The organism is Candidatus Polarisedimenticolaceae bacterium (assembly GCA_036376135.1).
Classification (GTDB): domain Bacteria; phylum Acidobacteriota; class Polarisedimenticolia; order Polarisedimenticolales; family DASRJG01; genus DASVAW01.
Genome location: DASVAW010000149.1, coordinates 1 through 18,397 on the forward strand (window position 1 = coordinate 1; position 18,397 = coordinate 18,397).

Consider the following 18,397-nt stretch of genomic DNA (forward strand, 5'->3'; position numbering starts at 1 on the left):
CTTCCCTTTCGGCGCGGTGAGGGTGTCGTGCTCCACGTTCCCGGTGTTCCGCACGCCGGCGGGCTCGAAGAGCATCACCTCGACCTCCTCGTCGGCGACGGGACGATGCTCCACCCCGCGCGGGACGACGATCGCCTCCCCTGGACCGAGGGCGACCGTGTGGTCGCGGAACTCCATCCGGAAGGATCCTTTCAGGCACAAGAACAGCTCGTCCTCGTGCTCGTGGTGATGCCAGACGAACTCGCCCTCGAACTTGACGAGCTTCACCTCCTGGCCGTTCAGCGACGCGACGACCTGCGGGCGCCAGTGCTCCCGGATCGCCGCGAGGCGGTCGGCCAGGACGATCTTGTCGGTCACGACGCGCCCCCGCTCATTCTTCCCCTCGCCGACGCGCGCGGCCCGGTCGCGGGGACCGAGCGTGTCGCCTTCGCGAGCCCGAACGGGGGCATGTTGACGTAGATGCACTCGACGTCGCCGGGAGGGACCCGGAAGGTCTCGTGCCAGACGCCGACGTCGCCGTTCGATCCGACCGCGCGGTTGAAGGCGGTCCAGGCGGGAAGGTGCGCGGCCTCGCGGTTCTTCGCGTACGCCTCGAGCGCGCCGAACGATTTCCAGTACTGCACGAGCACCGTCGTCCGGCCGACCCACTGCATGCCGCCCAGGCAGCCGATCTCCGGACGGGCCTCGAGCTCGCGGAGCATGCGCCCCATGGCCCGCATCACGGGCAGCCACTTGTGGGGCTTCCACCAGCGGTTGATCCGCATGCCGACGAGGAAGACGATCACCTCGTCGTCGACCAGCGCGGTGTGCCGGCCGGGCACGACGGTCCTCACGCTCCCGCCTCCGTCACGTACGCCTCGGCCTCGACCTCCACGAGCATCGCGGGGTCGATGAGCGCGGCGACCTCGACCATCGTCGCGGCGGGGCGGATCTCGCGGAAGAACTCCCCGTGGGCGCGGCCCACCGGCTCCCAGTTCGCGATGTCGACGACGAACATCCGGGTTCGGACGACGTCGCGCACGGAAGCCCCGGCACGCTCGAGCGCCGCCTCGATCGTCCGCAGCGCCTGCATCGTCTGTGCGTAGGCGTCCCCCGTCCCGACGAGGCCGTCCGGCGTCATCGCGGTCGTGCCGGCGACCCACACGTGCGGACCGACGCGCACGGCGCGCGAGTAACCGACGACCGATTCCCAGGGGCCGCCGCTGGCGACGTTGCGTCGCGGCGCCACCCTACCCTCCGCCTCCGCGCACGGGCGGCGCCGGCTCGGCCGCGGTCTCCGCCGACTCCCGCAGCTTCTCGATGACCTCGTCGTAGTACGGGCGGTCCTTGAGGCTGGCGTATTCGCCCGGGAAGCAGATCGTCGTCAGATCGGCGGCGGCGTCCGGGGCGAACGCGGACAGCGACACCGCGCAACGGGCTCCGTTGGCCAGCCGCGTGTTGTCGATGACCGGAAAGTCGAACCAGCCGACGTCGAACGTCGCGCGGGTCTCGAGCCCCGCCTCGGTGCCGTCCTGCGCCTGGACCTCGAGCCGCACGCGGACCTGCTGCAGCTTCGGATCGCTGTCCAGCACGCGCAGCGCCACGCCGAACCTGCTCCCGCCGACGGACATGGTCTCGCCTTCGAGCTCGACGCCGGTTCGGCCCACGCGCGCCAGCTCCTCGAGGTCCACCGTGCGCCGGAAGCTCTGCCCCTTTCCTTCGAGCGAGAAGAGCTGTCGCGCCGTGATGTCGCGTGCGACGCGCCGCATCCGGGCGATCTGCTCCTCCGCCTTGCGGTCGGAGGAGCCCAGGAGTCGGCGCTGGATGTCGAGGAACAGCGGCTCGAGGTTCAAGGAGTCGTGGAAGTTGTAGGCGAGAAGCTCGAGGTTGAGCAGCTTCGAATCGACGTCCTCGGCGCCGGGCCGCAGGAACGACTGGATGATCGAGACGAACATGTCCTTCCGGAGGCTCGATTCCGCCTCCTCGCGGCGGCTCATCAGCTCGGAGTAGAGGCGGGCGTTCGTTTCGGCGGCCTGCCGGCGATCGAGGACCTGCGAGCCGATCAGGCCGACGTAAGCGACCGAGATCGCCGTCAGCAACCCGCCGAGCGGGTGGAGGAGAACGGCGAGCTTGTCCCAGAAGTCCTTCGGCTCCCCGGCCACGGCGCTATTTCCGCTTCGCGACGAGTTTCCCGTCCTTCGTCTCGAGGACCACGTCCACCTGCGCGGGGTCGTCGTAGGAGACGACCTCGAGGGTCGCGGACTGCCCCTTGGCGGAGATCGTCAAGGTGCACTTCCCGGCCTCGGCGAGGACGAGGTGGTACGACCCCGCCTTGTCGACCTTGACCTCGGGATAGGCCTTGGCGCCGCACTTGGCCGATACGGCGGCGCCGGCGGCGGGGGTGCTCCCCTCGAGAATCTTGCCGTAGACCTCTCCGGCGGAGGCTGCGGACACGGCGAGCGCGAGGATCGCGACGGCGGGGACGAGGCGGTGCGTCATGGTCGGCTCCATTCCCCCCCTCGGGGGCGGAGCGAGCCTAGCGCAGACGGCGGGGTCGGGGCTACCGGGTCCCTTCCCCCGCCGGGCCCACGCCCGAGACGAGGTAGTAGAGGACCGGTCCGGACGCGGCGTCGCGGAACGCCGTCGGCGAGGCGTCGAGATCCTCCGACGAGACGTCCGCGAAGGCGGCGCGATTGGCCGGCGAGGTCGAGCGGTAGACGCGGTACCCGGTCAGCCCCGGGTAGCTCCACCACGCGAACGTGGCGCCCGACGCGTCGCGTGCGACCGAGCGGAACTTCATCTCGGGGGTCGAAGCCTCGAAGGGACGGCCGCAGATCTCGACCGACCAGCCGCGAAGCTGGCCCGTGTTCGAGGGCACGCCGTCGTTGACCTCGAGGCGCCACGTCCCCGACGAAGGCTCTCCCACGAGCCTCGAGAGCGGCTCGGCCGAGGTCCGGTCGGTCGGGAACCACGCGACGATGTCGTCGGCGGAGCCTCCCGTGCGCGAGTGCAGCATCACGGGCACGCCCGACGGCGAGACGACCTTCACGTGGAGGTCGCCGACGTAGGTGTGGCCGATGTCGGTGCGCACCCGCACGCTCGCGATCTCGACGTTCGAGGGGAAGGCGAGGGTGCTCGACGCCGTCGCGCGGTCGAGGATCGACTTCGGCGTGTCGGACGCGGCCACGGTCGTGCAGCTCGCCCCCTTCGCGGAAAGGAAAAACGGCTCGCTCGTACCCGACCCTTCCGCGCTCGTCCACGCGAAGGCGAACCCGACCTTGTGGCCGTCGGGCACCGCCGGATCGATCTCGACGCCGAAGTGCGGGGCGAGGGATTCCGCGGCGGCCCCCGCGGCGAGGTTCGGGAAGGCCGCCTGGGGACGCGTAGCGCGCGCGAACGCCGTCGTCGGCACGATCGTCGCGGTGATCCCGCTCGCCGCGCTTCCGAGGTTGCGGAGCGTGACGGCGAGATCGGTCGACTCCCCCGCGTCCAGCACCCCGTTCGCCCCGTCGACGACCCTGACCGCGTCGGGCTGCAGGTCGACGGCCAGCGGGTCGAGCGCGACGTCGAGGCGCGTCGGCGGCGAGCCGGGGGCGATCTCCACGTCGCGGACGATCCGCGACGCGTACCCGGTCGCGGAGAACCGGACGTCGTAACGCCCCGGCGTCAGGAGACGGTGGTAGTCGCCGACCTGCGGGTCGGTGAAGCTCTTCATGTCGTTCCCGACCGTCGTGATCGTCGCCGCGAGCGGCGCCCCCGAATCGGCGCCGCGCACGATCCCGCGCAGCCCTTCGTGCGCCCGCTCGAGGTATCGCAGCATCGACTCGCGGTTGTCCGTCCAGAACTGCCCGAGCTGGTTCGCGGCGGGCCACTTCGCCGCGCTGACCTCCAGGGTGATCTCCTTCCCGCCGCGCCAGACGTACATCCAGTCCTGCATTCCGCCGCGGATCGCGTACCAGTCGGACCCGTTGCAGATCCCGCGGTCGAACGACGCGTCGGCGTTGGAGGCGAACATCGTCGGATTCGCATCGGCGTAGGTGCGCGCGATCGACACGAAGGTGCTGTCGTCGGGGCTCACCGCGTAGGTGGAGACGCCGCTCGGGGTGGAGTCGTACGGGTAGTTCGCCACGACGGCCCCGCCGTGGAAGTTCGCGGTCAGCACGGGCGAGGTCCCCGACGTCCAGTTCATGACGTGTTGCGTCTCGGGCTGGCGTCCGGCCGGCGTGTCGGCCGGGTCGTCGTACTGGTCGGGGAAGTCGCGGTTGAGGTCGTAGTTGTTGGCGTTGTAGCGGCGCAACGCGGCGGTGCCGTCGGGGTTCATCGACGGGAGGATCCAGATCTCCGTGGAGTCGACGAGGCTCGAGACGCGGCTGTCGGTCGCGTAGCGGTCGGTGAGCCAGTGGAGCAGCTCGATGCACATCTCCTTGCCGACGACCTCGTCTCCGTGCATCGCCGCGATGTAGCGGACTTCGGGCTCGTCCTCCTGGGCGTCGGGGTTGTCCGTGATCTTCATGATCCAGAGGTCCCGCCCCTGGACCGACTTGCCGATCGAATGCAGCCGCGCGATCGAGGGATGGTCGGCGGCGATCTGCTGGAGCTCCGCCGTCAGGGTCTCGTAGGTGTGGTAGGCGGCGGCCTCGGGCTCCGGCCCCGGGATCTCCTCGGGAAGCTCGCTCGCGACGAACCCGAGCTCGCGGAGCTTTCCGAGCTCCTCCTCGATCACGTAGACGCGCGCCCAGGTCCCGAACACGCCGTCCACGTCGAGGTCGAGGTCGTGGAAGAGCTTCAGGTCGGCCAGGCGGTCGTTCAACTCGACGCGGACGGCGAAGACGCGGCCGGGCTCGCCGCGGCCGGCGGCGAATGCGGGAACGAAGGCGGCTGCGGCGAGGAGGCAACATCCGAGGAATCGGAGCAAACGGCACCCCCGGGGGACGAATGGGTTGTACGAGGCGGACGCCCGGCCGTCAAGGGAGCTCCCCGAACAGCGGCTCACGCTCGTAGTATTCGAAGAATATCGACGGCGCGACGTCCACCGGGATCCCGAGCGCGCGGCGCGCCTCGGACCCGTCGGGGGCGAACCCGCGCGACAGCAGCCTTCGGACCGTTTGCGCGATCGTCCCCCGGAACCCGCAGACGTAGACGACCGCGCGGGAAGGAGCGAGCTCCCCACGGCCGAGCCCGGCCGCCCGCTCGACGACGTCGATCCGATCGTCGTCAAACAGCGTCTCGACGCGGCCGCGGAACCCCTGCCAGCCGGGGTCGCCGCCGCTGAGCACGGGGATGTAACGCCCGCCGAGGATCTCCTCGAAGGTCTCGTGGGCGGTGAACTCCTCCGGGTCGCGCGCGCCGTGAAGCAGGACGGTCCGTCCGTCGTCCCCGAGCTCGCGCACGATCGACAGGAACGGGGCGACGCCGGTCCCCGCCGCCACCAGGATCCGGGCCCGCGGGTCGTCGCGCCCCACCGTGCGCTCCACGGTCACGTCCCCTTCGAAACCCGGCCCGATCCCGACGCGGGCCCCCTCCGGCAGGGCGAACAACGTCTCGACGAACGCGTCGTCGCGACGCGTCTGGCGTCGCACGAGAAACTCCAGGGTGCGTTCGGAGGGGGGGGAAGCCACCGAGAGCGGGCGGGAGCAACGCGCGCCGTCGGGGTCCACGAGGGAGAGCACCGTGTGCTGGCCGGCCTCGAACGCGACCGGCGCGTCGGGGAGCACCCGGAACAGCGCGAGCCCGCCGCCGGCGCTCCGGCGCCCGAGAAGGGCGGCGTTGAGGCTCACCGTTTCCGGCCCGACAACCCCGCGACGATCTCCTCGACGCGCGCCCGCGTTCCCGGCGAGAACCACGCGTCGAGCCACTCCGGCAGTCGCGCGGCCTCCTGGGCGCGGATCTCCGCGACGGCCGACTCCCGCAGGTAGCGCTTGGTCGTCGCGAGCGACGCGGCGTCCTTCCCGAGGAACTCCTGGATCCGCTCGAGACACGCGTCGTCGAAGCGCTCCGCGTCCACGATCTCGTGCGCGAGCCCGGCCGCCACCGCCGCGTCGTCCTTGAAGTTCCGCCCGAGGAGCGCGACTTCCGTCAGGCTCGACGGGGAGATCGCGGCCCGCAGCAGACGCGCGACGCCGAAGGGGAGCGGCACGCCGACCTTCACCTCGTTGAGCCCGAGCCAGACCCCGCGGCGGGCGAGCCGCCAGTCTGCCGTGAGGGCCAGCACGAGCCCGCCGGCCACCGCGTGGCCGTGCAACGCCGCCACGACCGGCTTGGGGAAGGCGAACATCTCGACCACGCACGCGCCGAAGTCCGCCATGAAGGCCGCCATCGCGTCCCGGTCGAGCGGGAGGAGGTCCTGCAGGTCGAGCCCCGGGCAGAAGAGCTTCCCCTCCCCGCGAAGGACGACGGCGCCGGCCCCCGGATCCCGCGCGAGCTCCCGGAAGGCGGCGCGCAGGCCGGCGACGAGATCCGGGTCGATGGCGTTGGCGTGCTCCCCCGCGAGGGTGACGACCCCGAACCCGTTCTCGACGTGGGCGCGAACCGGAACGCTCGAAGACGGCAAGGCTCACCTCCGAAGCGCGTCATTATAATGGTCGCCTTCCACGGAGACGCTCCATGCGCGCCATCGCGATCGACGCCTTCGGAGGCCGCGACCGCCTCCAGCTTCGGGACCTGCCGCGACCCAAGCCGTCGCGCGGCGAGATCCTGATCCACGTCGTCGCCGCCGGGGTGAACCCCGTCGACTGGAAGATCCGCGAGGGGCTGCTGAAGGACGCGTTCCCGCATGCGTTCCCCCTCATCCCCGGCTGGGAGGCGGCGGGGGTCGTCGAGGAGCTCGGCGAGGGGACGCAGCGCCTGCGCAAGGGGGACCGGGTCTGGACGTACGCCCGCAAGCCGGTCGTCCAGGGGGGGACCTACGCCGAGTACGTGGCCGTTCCCGAGTCGTGCTGCGGGCTGATGCCCGCGAACCTCCTGTTCGAGGAAGCGGCCGGGGTGCCGCTCGCCGGACTGACCGCCTGGCAGGAGCTCCGGCGCGCCGGCGTCACGAAGGGGACGACCGTCCTCGTGCATGCCTCGGCGGGCGGGGTCGGGCACTTCGCCGTGCAGCTCGCCAGGCACCTCGGCGCGCGGGTCGTCGGCACGGCGGGCCCCTCGAACCAGGAGTTCGTGCTGGCGCAGGGAGCCGAGGCCTCGATCGACTACACGCGCGACGACTTCGTCGAGGCGGTGCGGCTTCGATTCCCCGGCGGAGTCGACGTCGTGCTCGATCACGTCGGAGGCGAGACGCTCGAGCGGAGCTTCTCGGCGCTGCGCCCCGGAGGGGTCGTCGTCGGGATCGTGGAGCCCCCCGACCCCGAGCGGGCCCGCGCCGCTGGGGTCCGCGCGGAGTACGTGTTCGTGGAACCGGACGCCGATCAGCTCCAGATCTTCGCGTCGCTCGCGGAGCGCAAGGCGCTCCGCCCCCAGATCCGGAAGATCTTCCCGCTGCACGATGCCGCCGCCGCCCACGAGGCGAGCGAGTCCGGTCACACGCGCGGCAAACTGGTGCTGGCGCTGTGACCCGCTCGATGCGCGAGGGCTTCGTCTCGACCCCCGACGGAGCGAGGATCACCTACCGGGCCCGCGCGGGGCGCGATCCGTGGATCCTCCTCCACGGCCTCGGGTGCGACGCGACCATGTGGGACGGCGTCGTGCACGCCCTTCCCCCCGAGGTCGGGCTCGTGGTCCTCGAGCTGCGTGGCCACGGCGGCTCGACGCTCGGTTGGAGATCGCCCTCGGTCGACCTTTGGGCCGACGACGTGCTGCGCGTCGCCGGAGCCGAGGGGCTGACCTCCCCCGCGCTCGCGGGATTGTCGATGGGCGGCTACACGGCCCTCGCCGTCGCCGCGAAGTCCCCGGGATTCGCGCGGGCCTACGCCCTGATCGACACGTCGGCGTCCCCCGACGACGACAACGGCCGCCTTCGGCGGGCGAACGGGCTCGCGACCCTTCGCACCTCCGGCTGGCGCGACTACGCGATGGGTCTCCTCCCGGACCTTCTGCTGGAATCGCGCGAGGACTTCCCGCGGCACAGGGATCACCTGCTCACGATGTTCGACCGGGCGCGCGAGGCCGGGCTGGTCGCCGCGCTCTTCGCCCTGGCCTCCCGCCCCGACCGGCGTTCGCTCCTGCCCTACCTCCAGGCGCCGTGCGCCGTCGTCGTCGGTGAGGCCGACCGACTGACCCCCGTGGAAAGAGCCGAAGAAGCCGTCAACGCCCTCCCCCGCGCCCGGTTGTTCGTCCTCCCCGGCGTCGCCCACATGAGCGCGATGGAGGATCCCAGGGGGGTCGCCGAGGCCATTCGGGAGGCCGACACCCTCTGACGCCGGGGGCGGCAATTCGACTCTGGTGGGGAAGCCGACCTCGTTGCATATTGAGCAGCGCTTCGCCCGCTCGGCATTCCGAGCGGACTTGCAGGAGTCATGAGCAGGACGTCTCCTCCTTCGTCCCGTAGGCGACGGCGTCGGGCGACCGGCGTCATCCGAGACCCCCACGGGAACCGGATTTCCACCGACGCCCTCGGCGCCGGGGAGAAGCCCCCCGCGCCGAAGGGCGCCAAGCCGCAGCCGACGGCGCCGCGTCCGAGGCCGCGGCCGGTGCCCGTCGAACCCCCGGGGGGCCTGCGTCCCGCGTTCACGATCATCGCGCTGCTCGTCATCCTCGTCGGCGGGGCGTACCTGCTCCTCCCGCCCCCTCCGGTCGCCGCGCCGGTGCCGCGCGACGAGGCGGCGACGACGAAGGCCCTCTACCTCGGCGTGCTCAAGATCGAGGCGTACCGCAAGCTCAACGGCATGCTCCCCTTCGAGATGGAGGTCGCCAACATCCGCAGGAAGGACGGCTACGCCTACGAGCGCGTGGACGACCGCCACTACGTGCTGACCTTCCGGGAGGCCGACGGCCGCCAGATGAGCTTCGACTCGCACACGCCGATCGAGCGGTTCTTCGGCCCTCCCGAGGCGGTCCTCGGCGACGGGGAGGGATCGTGAGGCGCGCGCAGGCCGGGTTCACGCTCGTCGAGCTCCTGGTCGTGCTCGCGGTCCTGTCGATCGTCTCCGCGATCGCGGCCGTCAACCTGCAGGACGCCTATTACCGCGGTCGCGCCGTGAAGATCATCGAGGACGTGAACGCGATCAAGGTCGCCGCCTTCCAGTACTACACCGACCACGGCCGGTTCCCCCGCGACGTGGACGGGGGGCGCCCCCCGGAGGGGCTCGAGACCTACCTCGGCGGGCGCGTGCGCTGGGTCATGAGCGACTACAGCTACGACTGGGACCTGTGGATCCGTCCCGACGGCGACCCGGCGCACCCCGCGACCGGCGTGCTCATCGGGGTGTCGTTTCTCACTGAGAACCCTAAGCTGCGCGCCTCGGTCCTGCGCGTCTACCGTGGGCCGATCCTGCAGACCCTCTCGCAGAGCACGACGTTCGTCATCGAACCGTACCGGCCGTAGCCGCCGCGATGCGCGTCATCCTCCACGTCGACATGGACGCGTTCTACGCGGCCGTCGAGGTCCGGGAGGACCCGTCGCTTTCCGGGAAGCCGCTCATCATCGGGCACCGCGGGAGACGCGGCGTCGTCTCGACCTGCTCGTACGAGGCGCGCCGGTTCGGAGTCCGGTCGGCGATGCCCGCCGTCACGGCGGAACGGCTCTGCCCCGACGCGGTCTGGCTCCCCGGCAGGATGGACCTTTACGTGGAGGTCTCCCGTCGCATCCGGCGCCTGTTCGACGCGACGTCCCCCCTCGTCGAGCCGCTGTCGATCGACGAGGCGTTCCTCGACCTGACCGGGATCGCCGGCGACCTGGCGGGAGGGAGGGCGCTTGGGGCCGCGCTCAAGGGACGGATCCGCGACGAGGAGCGACTCACGGCGTCGGTGGGCGTCGCCCCGAACAAGTTCCTCGCGAAGGTCGCGTCGGATCTCGAGAAACCCGACGGGCTCGTGGTGCTGCCTCTCGAGGAGGTTTCGACGCGGCTGTGGCCGATGCCCGCGGGACGCCTGTGGGGCGTGGGGCCGAAAACCGCCGAGCGCCTCCGCCAGGGAGGGATCCGCACCGTCGGCGACGTCGCCGCGGTCCCCGCCGCGGCGCTCGCGGCGCTCGTCGGCGAGGACGGCGCGGCGCACCTCCACGCTCTCGCCCACGGACGCGACGATCGACCGGTGGTCCCCGATCGGGAGGCGAAATCCGTCTCCGAGGAGCGCACGTACGGCGAGGACCTCACCGACCCCGAGGAGATCGACCGCGCCCTGCTCGCGCGCTCGGAGGGGGTCGCCCGGACGCTCCGACGCGACGGCCTGGTCGCGCGCACGGTTCACCTGAAGGTCCGCACCGGCGACTTCACGACGTGGACGCGTGCCGCGACCCTCCCGCGCCCGACCGATCTCGCCGACGTGATCCTCCGCGAGGCCCGGGCGCTCCTTCGCGACCGCATCGACCTCGGCGGACGGGGCGTGCGCCTGCTCGGCGTGGGCGCGAGCGCCCTCGAGCGCGCCGGCGCCGCGCCGCCGGCGCTGTTCGAGGATCCGGAGGAGGCGCGGCTGCGCCGTCTGGCGGTGGTCGAGGACGCGTTGAAGGACCGCCTCGGGGAGGACGCGGTCACCCGCGCGCGCCTGCTCCGACGGGGCGAAGGCGAGGCCTCCTCGCTCCCGACGGTAGACTGACCGGCGTGACCGACACCCTGCTCGAAGGAGCGAAGTTCGCCCTCGCCTGTTTCGTGGCGATCTTCACGATCGTGAACCCGTTCTCCGCGGCCGGTCTGCTCGTCGCCCTCACGCCGGGGGACAGCGACGAGAGCCGGCGCCGCCAGGTCGACCGGGCGATCGTCTTCATGACGGCGATCATGCTCGTGGCCTTCTTCGCGGGAGCGTACGTGCTGCGCTTCTTCTCGATCAGCCAGCCGGCGCTGGTCCTGGCGGCGGGGCTGCTCGTGGCGCGCAGCGGCTGGCGGACGCTGACGGGAACCGACCGTCTGACCCCCGCTCAGCGGGAGGACGGCCTCCACAAGGTCGACATCTCGTTCACCCCGCTCGGCATGCCGCTTCTGGCCGGGCCGGGGACGATCTCCGTGCTGATCGGCCTCGCCGCGGACTCGAGCGGCGCGATGCGCGACGGGGCCGCGGTCGTGGCGATCCTCCTCGTCTCCCTCGTCAGCTGGCCGGTCCTCCGCGCCGCCCCGGCGGTCGTGCGCCGCATGGGGAGCTCCGGGGAGGCGGCGCTGTCGAAGGTGATGGGCCTGCTGATCCTCTGCGTCGGGATCCAGTTCCTGATCAACGGGATCGCGATGGTGGTCCGGGATCTCGCGCGATGAGCCGCACCGGCGTGTCGTAGTAGACCGCCCCGCCTCCTGCATCGGTCATCCGCGCGGGCACGAGCGCGTTGGCGCACCGCCCGTCCTTCAGCCAGCCCCCCTTCGCCATCAGGACGACGTCGCGCCGCTGCCGGTCGTCGAAACGCAGGCGCACCCCCATCGAGCCGATCTCCGACTCGACGTCGACGATCTCGCCGTCGGCGAAGCCGCGCGCCGCGTCGGGGTGGACGGTCGCCTCCGCGGGACCGTCCTGCTCTTTCGCCCACTGCGACGACTGCGCCTTTTCCGTCGAGAACGCCATCAGGAACAACGGTCGTTCACCCGGAGCCTTCGGGGGCTCGACGTCGACCTCCTGGATGAGATTCACCTTCCCGGAGGCGGTCTTGAACTTCCTGTCGGCGAAGAGGACCTTCGCGGCGAACGGGTTGCGAGGGTAGCCGTCGCGCAGCGCTTCGAGGGGGATTCCGGATTTCGCGAGGATCCTGCGCTTCCAGCTCTCCGCCCCCTCCTCGAACGCCGCGCCGAGCCCGACCCGCGAGGCGAGCGCCTGCACGATCTCGTGGTCGGTGCGCACGTCCCCGGGGCGCGCGGCGACGGGGCGGACCTCGCCGAGGTGGTGATGACCGTACGCGCCGACGAGGTCGTCGTCCTCCAGCATCGTCGTGGTGGGCAACACCACGTGCGCCGCGAGGGCGGTGTCGGTGAGGAACGCGTCGACGACCACGGTCAACTCGCGGGACTCCAGGGCGTGTCGTACCGTCGCCGACTCGGGGAGCATCGCGACGGGGTTCCCGGCGGTGACCCAGACCATCCGGACGGCGGGGTCGGTCGCTTCGAGGATCTCGCGCCCGAGCAGCGGCTCCCGGAGCGTGCGCGACGCCCCGGTTTCTCCCTTCACGAACGACGTATCGAAGGCTCCGCGGCGCTTGAAGTAGAACGACACGCCGCCCCCGGGGACGCCGAGGTTCCCCGAGATCGCCCCGAGCGCGTCGAGCACGCGCACCGTCGCCGACCCGCGCGCCTTCCGCTGCATTCCCCACCCGACGAGGATCGCCGACGGCCCGTCGCCGTAGAGGTCGGCCAGCGCCCGGAGGTCCTCGACCGGGACGTCCGCGAGCGCAGCCCAGCCTTCGAGGGAACGGGACAGCGCCTGCGCACGGAACGCGTCGAGGTGATCGCAATAGGCGGCGGCGTCCGGGTCGGTCTTGCCGGTCTCGAACAGGCGACGGGCGACCCCGAAGGCCAGCGCGATGTCCCCCCCCGGAATCGGCTGCACGAATCGCTCCGCGAGGTCGGCCCCACGGTGGCGGACGGGATCGACGAGGACGATCCGCGCCCCCTTCGCCTTCGCTTCCTTGAGGACCGGGAGGAGGTGCACGTTGCTGACGTGCGGGTTCTTCCCCCACAGGACGATCGTCCGGGCGTTCAGGAGGTCGAAGAGGTCGTTCGAGTCCTCCTCGCCGAAGTCCGTCAGCTGCGCCGCGTCCCCGGCCCCCGAACAGATGTCCCCCACCTTGATCGCGGTCGGCCCGAACGTCTCGAAGAACAGGTCCGTCGTGAATTTCACGAGCCCGAGCGTCCCGCCGCTGCGGTAGTGGAGGATCGCGGCCGGACCGGACTCCGACTGGATGCGCAGCATCTTCTCCGCGATGAGGTCGAGCGCATCGTCCCAGCTCGCCGGCCGCAGCGTGCCGCCGCGACGGACGAGGGGGGTCGTCAACCGGTCGGGGTGGTACTGGCGCTCGAGAAAACGGCTGGTCCGGTAACACAGGAACCCGCGCGTGACGGGATGATCGGGGTCTCCCTGGATCCTGACCACGCGACCGTGCTCGACGGTCGCGACGATCCCGCAGGCATCGGGGCAATCTCGGTTGCAGGTCGTGCGCAGGCGCATGGGTCGGAGGATAACGGCCGATTCAGGGGGCGTCGAGGACCTCGCGCACCCGCCTCCCCAACGCCCCCGGCGTGAACGGTTTCGCGAGGAACCGGACCCCCTCGTCGAGGATCCCGCGGTGCACGATCGCATTCGCGGTGTACCCCGAGACGAACAGGACGCGGCATCGGGGGTGGCGGGCCTGCACGTGCTCGGCGATCGCGGGCCCGCTCCGCTTCGGGAGGATCACGTCGGTCAGGAGCAGGTCGATCGCGTCCGGGTGTCGATCCGCGATCGCGGTCGCCTCCGCGCCGTCGGCGGCGACGAGCACGCGGTAACCGAGCGCGGCGAGGGAATCCGCGGCCATCCTCCGCACGACGGGCTCGTCCTCGACGAGGAGGATCGTTTCGTCCCCTCCCGCGGACGGGGGGATCGGTCGCGCGGCGACCGTCGACTCCGCCGCGACGTCGACCTGCGGAAGGTAGATCTTGAACGTGGTCCCGCGCCCGATCTCGCTGTAGAGCCAGATGTGCCCCCCGGCCTGGCGCACGATCCCGTACACCATCGACAGCCCCAGGCCGGTCCCCTTCCCCGCCTGCTTGGTGGTGAAGAACGGCTCGAAGACCCGGGCCTGGGTCTTCGCGTCCATGCCGACGCCGGTGTCGCTGACCGCGAGCAGCACGTAGCGACCCGCCACGACTCCGGGATGCTGGCGGGCGTACTCCTCGTCGAGGTGCACGTCGAGGGTCTCGAGGGTGAGCGTCCCCCCCGCGGGCATCGCGTCGCGGGCGTTCACCGCGAGATTGACGAGCACCTGCTCGAACCGCCCGGGGTCGATGCGCACCGCGCCGAGCTCGGGGGCGAGCGAGCTGTGCAGCTCGACCGTCTCGCCGAGCAGGCGCCGCAGCAGGCGCTCGACGTCCCGCAGCAGGCCGTTGAGGTCCACGACCCGGGGCTGGACGATCTGCTTGCGCGCGAAGGCGAGGAGGTGGCTCGTCAGCTCGGCGGCCCGCTCCCCCGCCGCCCGCACCTGGCGCACGAACTCGACCAGGCGCGCGTCGCCCGAGAGCTGCGCCTCCAGCATCTCCGTGTACCCGAGGATCGCGGTCAGCAGGTTGTTGAAATCGTGCGCGATCCCTCCCGCGAGCCGGCCGATGCTGTCCATCTTCTGCGCGTGGAGCAGGCGCTGCTCGAGCTCGCGCAGCTCGGTGATGTCCTGGATCGTCCCCACGACGCGCGTCGGACCGCCGTCGGGGCCGAGGAGCACCCCGGAGCGCTGGAGCACCACCCGGATCTCGCCGTCGCGCGCGGTCACCCGGTATTCGACCTGACGCTCACCGGGGTTCGCCGCGAGCCCCTCGACGAACGCCCGCACGGTGTCGCGGTCGTCGCCGTGCACGTCGGCGAGGAACTGCTCGAAGTTCGGAGGCGCACTTGCCGCCTCCCTTCCGAAGATCCGGAACGTCTCCTCGGACCAGTCCAGGCTCCCGCCGGCGTCCATCTCCCAGGTTCCGACGCGGCCGATCCGCTGCGCGCGCCGGAGCGCCTCGTCGCGCGTCCGCAATTCCGCTTCGAACGCCTTGCGCTCCGTGATGTCCCGGAGGACGACGGTGTAGACCTTCCCGCCGGTGGTGTCGGCCTGCGAGATCGACGCCTCGACCTCGACTTCCGTGCCGTCGGCCCGCAGGGCCCGGACCTCGCCGAGCGCACCCATGCGCCGTGCGGTGGACCCCGTCGCCCCGAACGATCGGACCCACCCTTCGTGCCGGGACCGGAACCGCTCCGGAAGGAAGCGGGCGAGCGGCGAGCCGACCGCCTCGGCGGCCGAGCACCCGAACATCTGCTCCGCCGCCCGGTTGAAGAGCACGATCCGCTGCGCCTCGTCGACGCTGACGATCGCGTCCATGGCGGACTCGAGAATGGCGGCGAGTCGGCTCTCGTTCGGGCCGGGGGAACCGGAAAGCTCCACGTTGGACCTCGGTGCGCTCCCCTCGGGCATGCGGGAGTGTAACGCCGCGCCGCGGCATCGCCAAGGGGAGCTACGATGCGCCGCCATGACCGCGCTGAACCTGATCTCCCTGCTCGGCGTCGTCGTCCTGGCGGCGATCGCGTGGGCCGCGGGGGGGTTCCGGCGGCCGTTTCCGGCCCGTACCGTGCTCGGAGCCGGGTGCCTGATGGTCGTCCTGGCGGCCGGACTGTTCTGGCTCCCCCCTGCCCGCGTCGCCCTTCTCGCCGTCAACGACGTCGTCCTCGCGGTCCTCGGTGCCGGCCAGGCCGGGGCGCGCTTCCTGTTCGGCCCGCTCGCCCTCAACCCCGGCGAGACGGGTCCCGGCGGCGAGGTGTCGGTCGGCTTCGTGCTGGCGGCGCAGGTCCTCCCCGCGGTGATCTTCTTCGCGTCGCTGATGGGGATGCTCTACCACCTGCGCGTCATGGAGCCGGTCGTCCGCCTGTTCGCGAAGGTCTTTCGCGGGACGATGCGCCTGAGCGGGGCGGAGGCCCTCTCGGGGGCCGCGAACATCTTCGTCGGCGTCGAGTCGGCGATGACGGTGCGCCCGTACCTCGAGCGCATGACCCGTTCGGAGCTCCTCACCCTCGTCAGCTGCGGGATGGCGACGGTCGCCTCGACGACCCTCGCGATCTACGTGTCGTTCCTCAGAGACTCCTTCCCCCTGATCGCGGGGCACCTCGTCTCCGCCTCCGTCCTCGCGATCCCCGCGGCGGTGCTCGTCTCGAAGCTTCTCCTCCCGGAGGAGGGCATCCCCGAAACGCTCGGCGCGGTCCCCCCGCTCGATCCAGGCTCCCGCCATGCCAACGCCTTCGCGGCCCTCACGGCGGGGGCGTGGGACGGGCTGAGGCTCGCGGCGGGAATCGCGACCCTGCTGATCGCCGTCCTCGGCGTCGTGGCGCTCGTGGACCTCGCTCTCGGGAAGGCACCGGGGGACCTCAACCTCGCCCGCCTGCTGGGCTGGGTGTTCGCGCCGCTCGCGTGGCTGCTGGGCCTCGACGCGAAGGACGTCCTCCCGGCGGCGAGCCTGCTCGGCCAGCGGGCGATCCTCACCGAGGTCGTCGCCTACGGCGAGCTCGCGAAGCTCGCGGCGGCGGGGACGATCACCCCGCGGACCGTGCTCGTGATGTCGTACGCGTTGTGCGGCTTCGCCCACGTGGCGTCGGTGGGGATCTTCGTGGGGGGGACGGCCGCGTTGTGCCCCTCGCGCCGGGACGACCTCGCCGGCCTCGGGCCGAAGGCGCTGATCGCGGCGACGCTGGCGACGTTGATGACGGGGGCGCTCGCCGGGGTCTTCTACCACGGGCAGACGGGGTTGATCGCGCCGTGAGAGGATCGCCCCACTTCGGGGTTGGTTCCTTGCAGGAGGCGCGAACGGGGTGGCCGAATCCCTCGATGTGAGGTCGATCTTCGAACGACACCATCTCGGGGTGTTCCGCTACCTCCGCCGCATCCTCGGAAGCTCCGCCGACGCCGAGGACCTGACCCAGGAGACCTTCCTCCGGGTGATGCGGGGGCTTCCCGGGTATCGGCCCGACGGGCGTGAAGCGGCGTGGGTCTACGAGATCGCCCGCAATCTCGCCCTGAACCGCCGTCGCGACGTCGCGCGACGCCCCGCGATCCAGTCCGCGATCCCGGAGATCCCGAACACCGCCCCACCTCAGGTCGAGCTCCAGCAGGCGCTCTCGACCCTCCCCGACCTCGACCGGGACTGCTTCCTGCTCCGCGAATCGGGGGGCCTCGGCTACGCGGAGATCGCCGCGGCCTGCGGCATCACCGAGGACGCCGTCCGTTCCCGCATCCACCGGGCGAGAACCGCGCTGCGCGCGGCCCTTGCCGGGACGAGGTGACCATGCACGACGAAGCGCTCGAGCTTCTCTCCGCCTTCCTCGACGGCGAGGTGGTCGATTCCCGCGCCCTCGCCGAGGCCCTCTCGCAGCCCGGGGCGCGCGAGGCGCTGCGCGACTGGACGCTCCTTCGGGCGGAGCTTCAGGACGGTGCGAAGCCGTCGCCCGCCTTCTACGCGCGGATGGACGTGAGCCTCGTTCGCGCGGCGGAGCCGTGGTGGCGCCGGGCGGTGCCGATCCCCTGGCCCGCGCTCGCGGCGGCGGGGGGGATCGTGCTCGCCATGGTGCTCTTCGCGGGCCGAGAGCGACCGGAAGCGCCTCCGTTTCCGACGCGCACGTTCACTTTCGAGGAGGGTGTCGAATGGCACGCGCAGTCGTAATTCTGCTCACCGCGGCTCTCGGGCTGACGGCCCAGGCCGCCACCGGGGATACCTATTCGGTGTCCCTCGAGGCCCGAGGCACGCACGTCAGGTCCGGGCTCGTGTTCGGGCCGACCGAAACGGTGTCGGACGCGGGCGCCGAGGTTCGCGTCGGAGAGTCCGCCTACGTCTATCTCTCCTTCTGGCGGCTCCCGTCCGGCGACTACTGCAATCGGGCCTCCGGGGGCTCTCGCTCGTTTGAAGAGATGCGCCAGAACCAGCCGGAGCCTGGCCACGAGGCGTTCCTCGCAACGATCCGTCCTCTCGGAAGCGAAATCGGAAAGGTGAAGTTCGAGGTCGACTGGGAGCAACTGCGTCGAGACGAATCGGGGCCCGCCGTGCGCGTCGGAGGCGACGTGCGCGTCGTGGAAATGCCCGAGGGCGAGGTTCATGTCCTCGATTTCCTCGCGGGGAAACCGACCGCCGAATCGTACTGCTACGCGAACGTCACCATCGGTGTCCGAGCCCGGATCCGCGAGGACGAAGCCCTCGCCGGCGCGCGATTCGGATACGACGTGTGGTGGAAGCACACCGACGAAAAGGGACGCATCGAGAACCGGAGATTCGTCGGTTCTGGGCGCCAGGGCGAGCCCCTGACCTTCAACCTCGGCGAGCGACGCCAGCCGGTTCCGGAGAGCCACGAGGGGAAGCGCTGGGATTCGATTATCGAGATGGTCGGAGAAGTTCAGGCGCGGGCTCGTGCGGATGGACGGATCGACCTTCGTCTCGGCGCGGGTCGCTGGGTGAGCACGGAACTGACCGGGACCCCGAGAACGGGCGGAATCGGCGACGGCGGCCGAAAGGTCGTGACGGTTTCACCGGGCGAAACGATCGCGCTGCGGCTGCCCTCGCCGCGAGGTAGGGCGGAGTTCGTCGATTCGAAGGCGTTCTACGCCGGCCACACCGACGAGTTGATCCTCACCGTGACGCGCGAAGAATAG

The 18,397-nt window shown here is 71.3% G+C and carries 20 protein-coding genes; 10 read left to right on the forward strand and 10 right to left on the reverse strand.

Annotated elements, in window-relative coordinates; all coding sequences use genetic code 11:
* The 8 genes from VF139_15500 to VF139_15535 all read right to left on the reverse strand — a co-directional run.
* Positions 1-357, reverse strand: a 357-nt coding sequence (locus VF139_15500) for a cupin domain-containing protein (GenBank protein HEX6852801.1), incomplete at its 3' end; no start/stop codon positions are given.
* Positions 354-833 carry a DUF4188 domain-containing protein gene (locus VF139_15505; GenBank protein HEX6852802.1) on the reverse strand — a complete coding sequence of 160 codons (480 nt, stop codon included), beginning with the start codon at positions 831-833 and terminating at the stop codon, positions 354-356. The genes VF139_15500 and VF139_15505, both read right to left, overlap by 4 nt.
* Positions 830-1,228, reverse strand: coding sequence for a RidA family protein (locus VF139_15510; GenBank protein ID HEX6852803.1), 399 nt, complete (start codon positions 1,226-1,228; stop codon positions 830-832). Before VF139_15510 ends, VF139_15505 begins: the two co-directional genes overlap by 4 nt.
* Before the next feature lies 1 nt (position 1,229).
* Positions 1,230-2,141 (reverse strand): hypothetical protein, encoded by a 912-nt coding sequence (locus VF139_15515; protein HEX6852804.1) that lies wholly within the window; start codon positions 2,139-2,141, stop codon positions 1,230-1,232.
* A gap of 4 nt (positions 2,142-2,145) precedes the next feature.
* Positions 2,146-2,478, reverse strand: a complete 333-nt coding sequence (locus tag VF139_15520; protein HEX6852805.1) for a hypothetical protein — start codon at positions 2,476-2,478, stop codon at positions 2,146-2,148.
* 61 nt (positions 2,479-2,539) lie between these two features.
* Complete coding sequence (locus tag VF139_15525) at positions 2,540-4,894, reverse strand: M14 family zinc carboxypeptidase (protein HEX6852806.1); 2,355 nt, start codon at positions 4,892-4,894, stop codon at positions 2,540-2,542.
* Between the two features lie 49 nt (positions 4,895-4,943).
* A complete protein-coding gene (locus tag VF139_15530) occupies positions 4,944-5,756 on the reverse strand; it encodes a hypothetical protein (protein ID HEX6852807.1) in 813 nt (270 codons plus the stop codon).
* Complete coding sequence (locus VF139_15535; protein ID HEX6852808.1) at positions 5,753-6,529, reverse strand: enoyl-CoA hydratase/isomerase family protein; 777 nt, start codon at positions 6,527-6,529, stop codon at positions 5,753-5,755. Before VF139_15535 ends, VF139_15530 begins: the two co-directional genes overlap by 4 nt.
* A gap of 53 nt (positions 6,530-6,582) precedes the next feature.
* On the opposite strand from VF139_15535, the gene VF139_15540 reads away from it, so the two are divergent.
* The 6 genes from VF139_15540 (at position 6,583) to VF139_15565 (ending at position 11,312) form a co-directional block, all read left to right on the forward strand.
* Entirely contained in the window at positions 6,583-7,527 is a 945-nt protein-coding gene (locus VF139_15540) for an NADP-dependent oxidoreductase (GenBank protein HEX6852809.1), read from the forward strand.
* Entirely contained in the window at positions 7,524-8,330 is an 807-nt protein-coding gene (locus tag VF139_15545) for an alpha/beta fold hydrolase (protein ID HEX6852810.1), read from the forward strand. Before VF139_15540 ends, VF139_15545 begins: the two co-directional genes overlap by 4 nt.
* A gap of 273 nt (positions 8,331-8,603) precedes the next feature.
* On the forward strand, positions 8,604-8,993 hold the full coding sequence (locus VF139_15550) for a hypothetical protein (protein ID HEX6852811.1): 390 nt from the start codon (positions 8,604-8,606) through the stop codon (positions 8,991-8,993).
* Positions 8,990-9,457 carry a prepilin-type N-terminal cleavage/methylation domain-containing protein gene (locus tag VF139_15555; protein ID HEX6852812.1) on the forward strand — a complete coding sequence of 156 codons (468 nt, stop codon included), beginning with the start codon at positions 8,990-8,992 and terminating at the stop codon, positions 9,455-9,457. Before VF139_15550 ends, VF139_15555 begins: the two co-directional genes overlap by 4 nt.
* A gap of 8 nt (positions 9,458-9,465) precedes the next feature.
* Complete coding sequence (locus tag VF139_15560; protein HEX6852813.1) at positions 9,466-10,665, forward strand: DNA polymerase IV; 1,200 nt, start codon at positions 9,466-9,468, stop codon at positions 10,663-10,665.
* A 5-nt stretch (positions 10,666-10,670) separates the two neighbouring features.
* Positions 10,671-11,312 carry a MarC family NAAT transporter gene (locus tag VF139_15565; protein HEX6852814.1) on the forward strand — a complete coding sequence of 214 codons (642 nt, stop codon included), beginning with the start codon at positions 10,671-10,673 and terminating at the stop codon, positions 11,310-11,312.
* Here the strand turns inward: VF139_15565 and VF139_15570 are convergent.
* Together VF139_15570 and VF139_15575 are read right to left on the reverse strand one after the other, a co-directional pair.
* Positions 11,272-13,206: a molybdopterin-dependent oxidoreductase gene (locus VF139_15570; protein ID HEX6852815.1), complete on the reverse strand. Its 1,935-nt coding sequence runs from the start codon at positions 13,204-13,206 to the stop codon at positions 11,272-11,274. The genes VF139_15565 and VF139_15570 overlap by 41 nt on opposite strands.
* Before the next feature lie 22 nt (positions 13,207-13,228).
* Complete coding sequence (locus tag VF139_15575; protein ID HEX6852816.1) at positions 13,229-15,184, reverse strand: PAS domain S-box protein; 1,956 nt, start codon at positions 15,182-15,184, stop codon at positions 13,229-13,231.
* A 55-nt stretch (positions 15,185-15,239) separates the two neighbouring features.
* Between VF139_15575 and VF139_15580 the strand changes: the two genes are divergently transcribed.
* From VF139_15580 to VF139_15595, 4 genes are read left to right on the forward strand one after another with little or no spacing between them, the layout of a single operon-like run.
* On the forward strand, positions 15,240-16,520 hold the full coding sequence (locus VF139_15580; GenBank protein HEX6852817.1) for a nucleoside transporter C-terminal domain-containing protein: 1,281 nt from the start codon (positions 15,240-15,242) through the stop codon (positions 16,518-16,520).
* Positions 16,521-16,569: 49 nt separating this feature from the next.
* Positions 16,570-17,040 (forward strand): RNA polymerase sigma factor, encoded by a 471-nt coding sequence (locus VF139_15585; GenBank protein HEX6852818.1) that lies wholly within the window; start codon positions 16,570-16,572, stop codon positions 17,038-17,040.
* A gap of 2 nt (positions 17,041-17,042) precedes the next feature.
* On the forward strand, positions 17,043-17,417 hold the full coding sequence (locus VF139_15590) for a hypothetical protein (GenBank protein HEX6852819.1): 375 nt from the start codon (positions 17,043-17,045) through the stop codon (positions 17,415-17,417).
* Positions 17,399-18,397, forward strand: coding sequence for a hypothetical protein (locus VF139_15595; protein ID HEX6852820.1), 999 nt, complete (start codon positions 17,399-17,401; stop codon positions 18,395-18,397). The genes VF139_15590 and VF139_15595 overlap by 19 nt, the downstream gene beginning before the upstream one ends.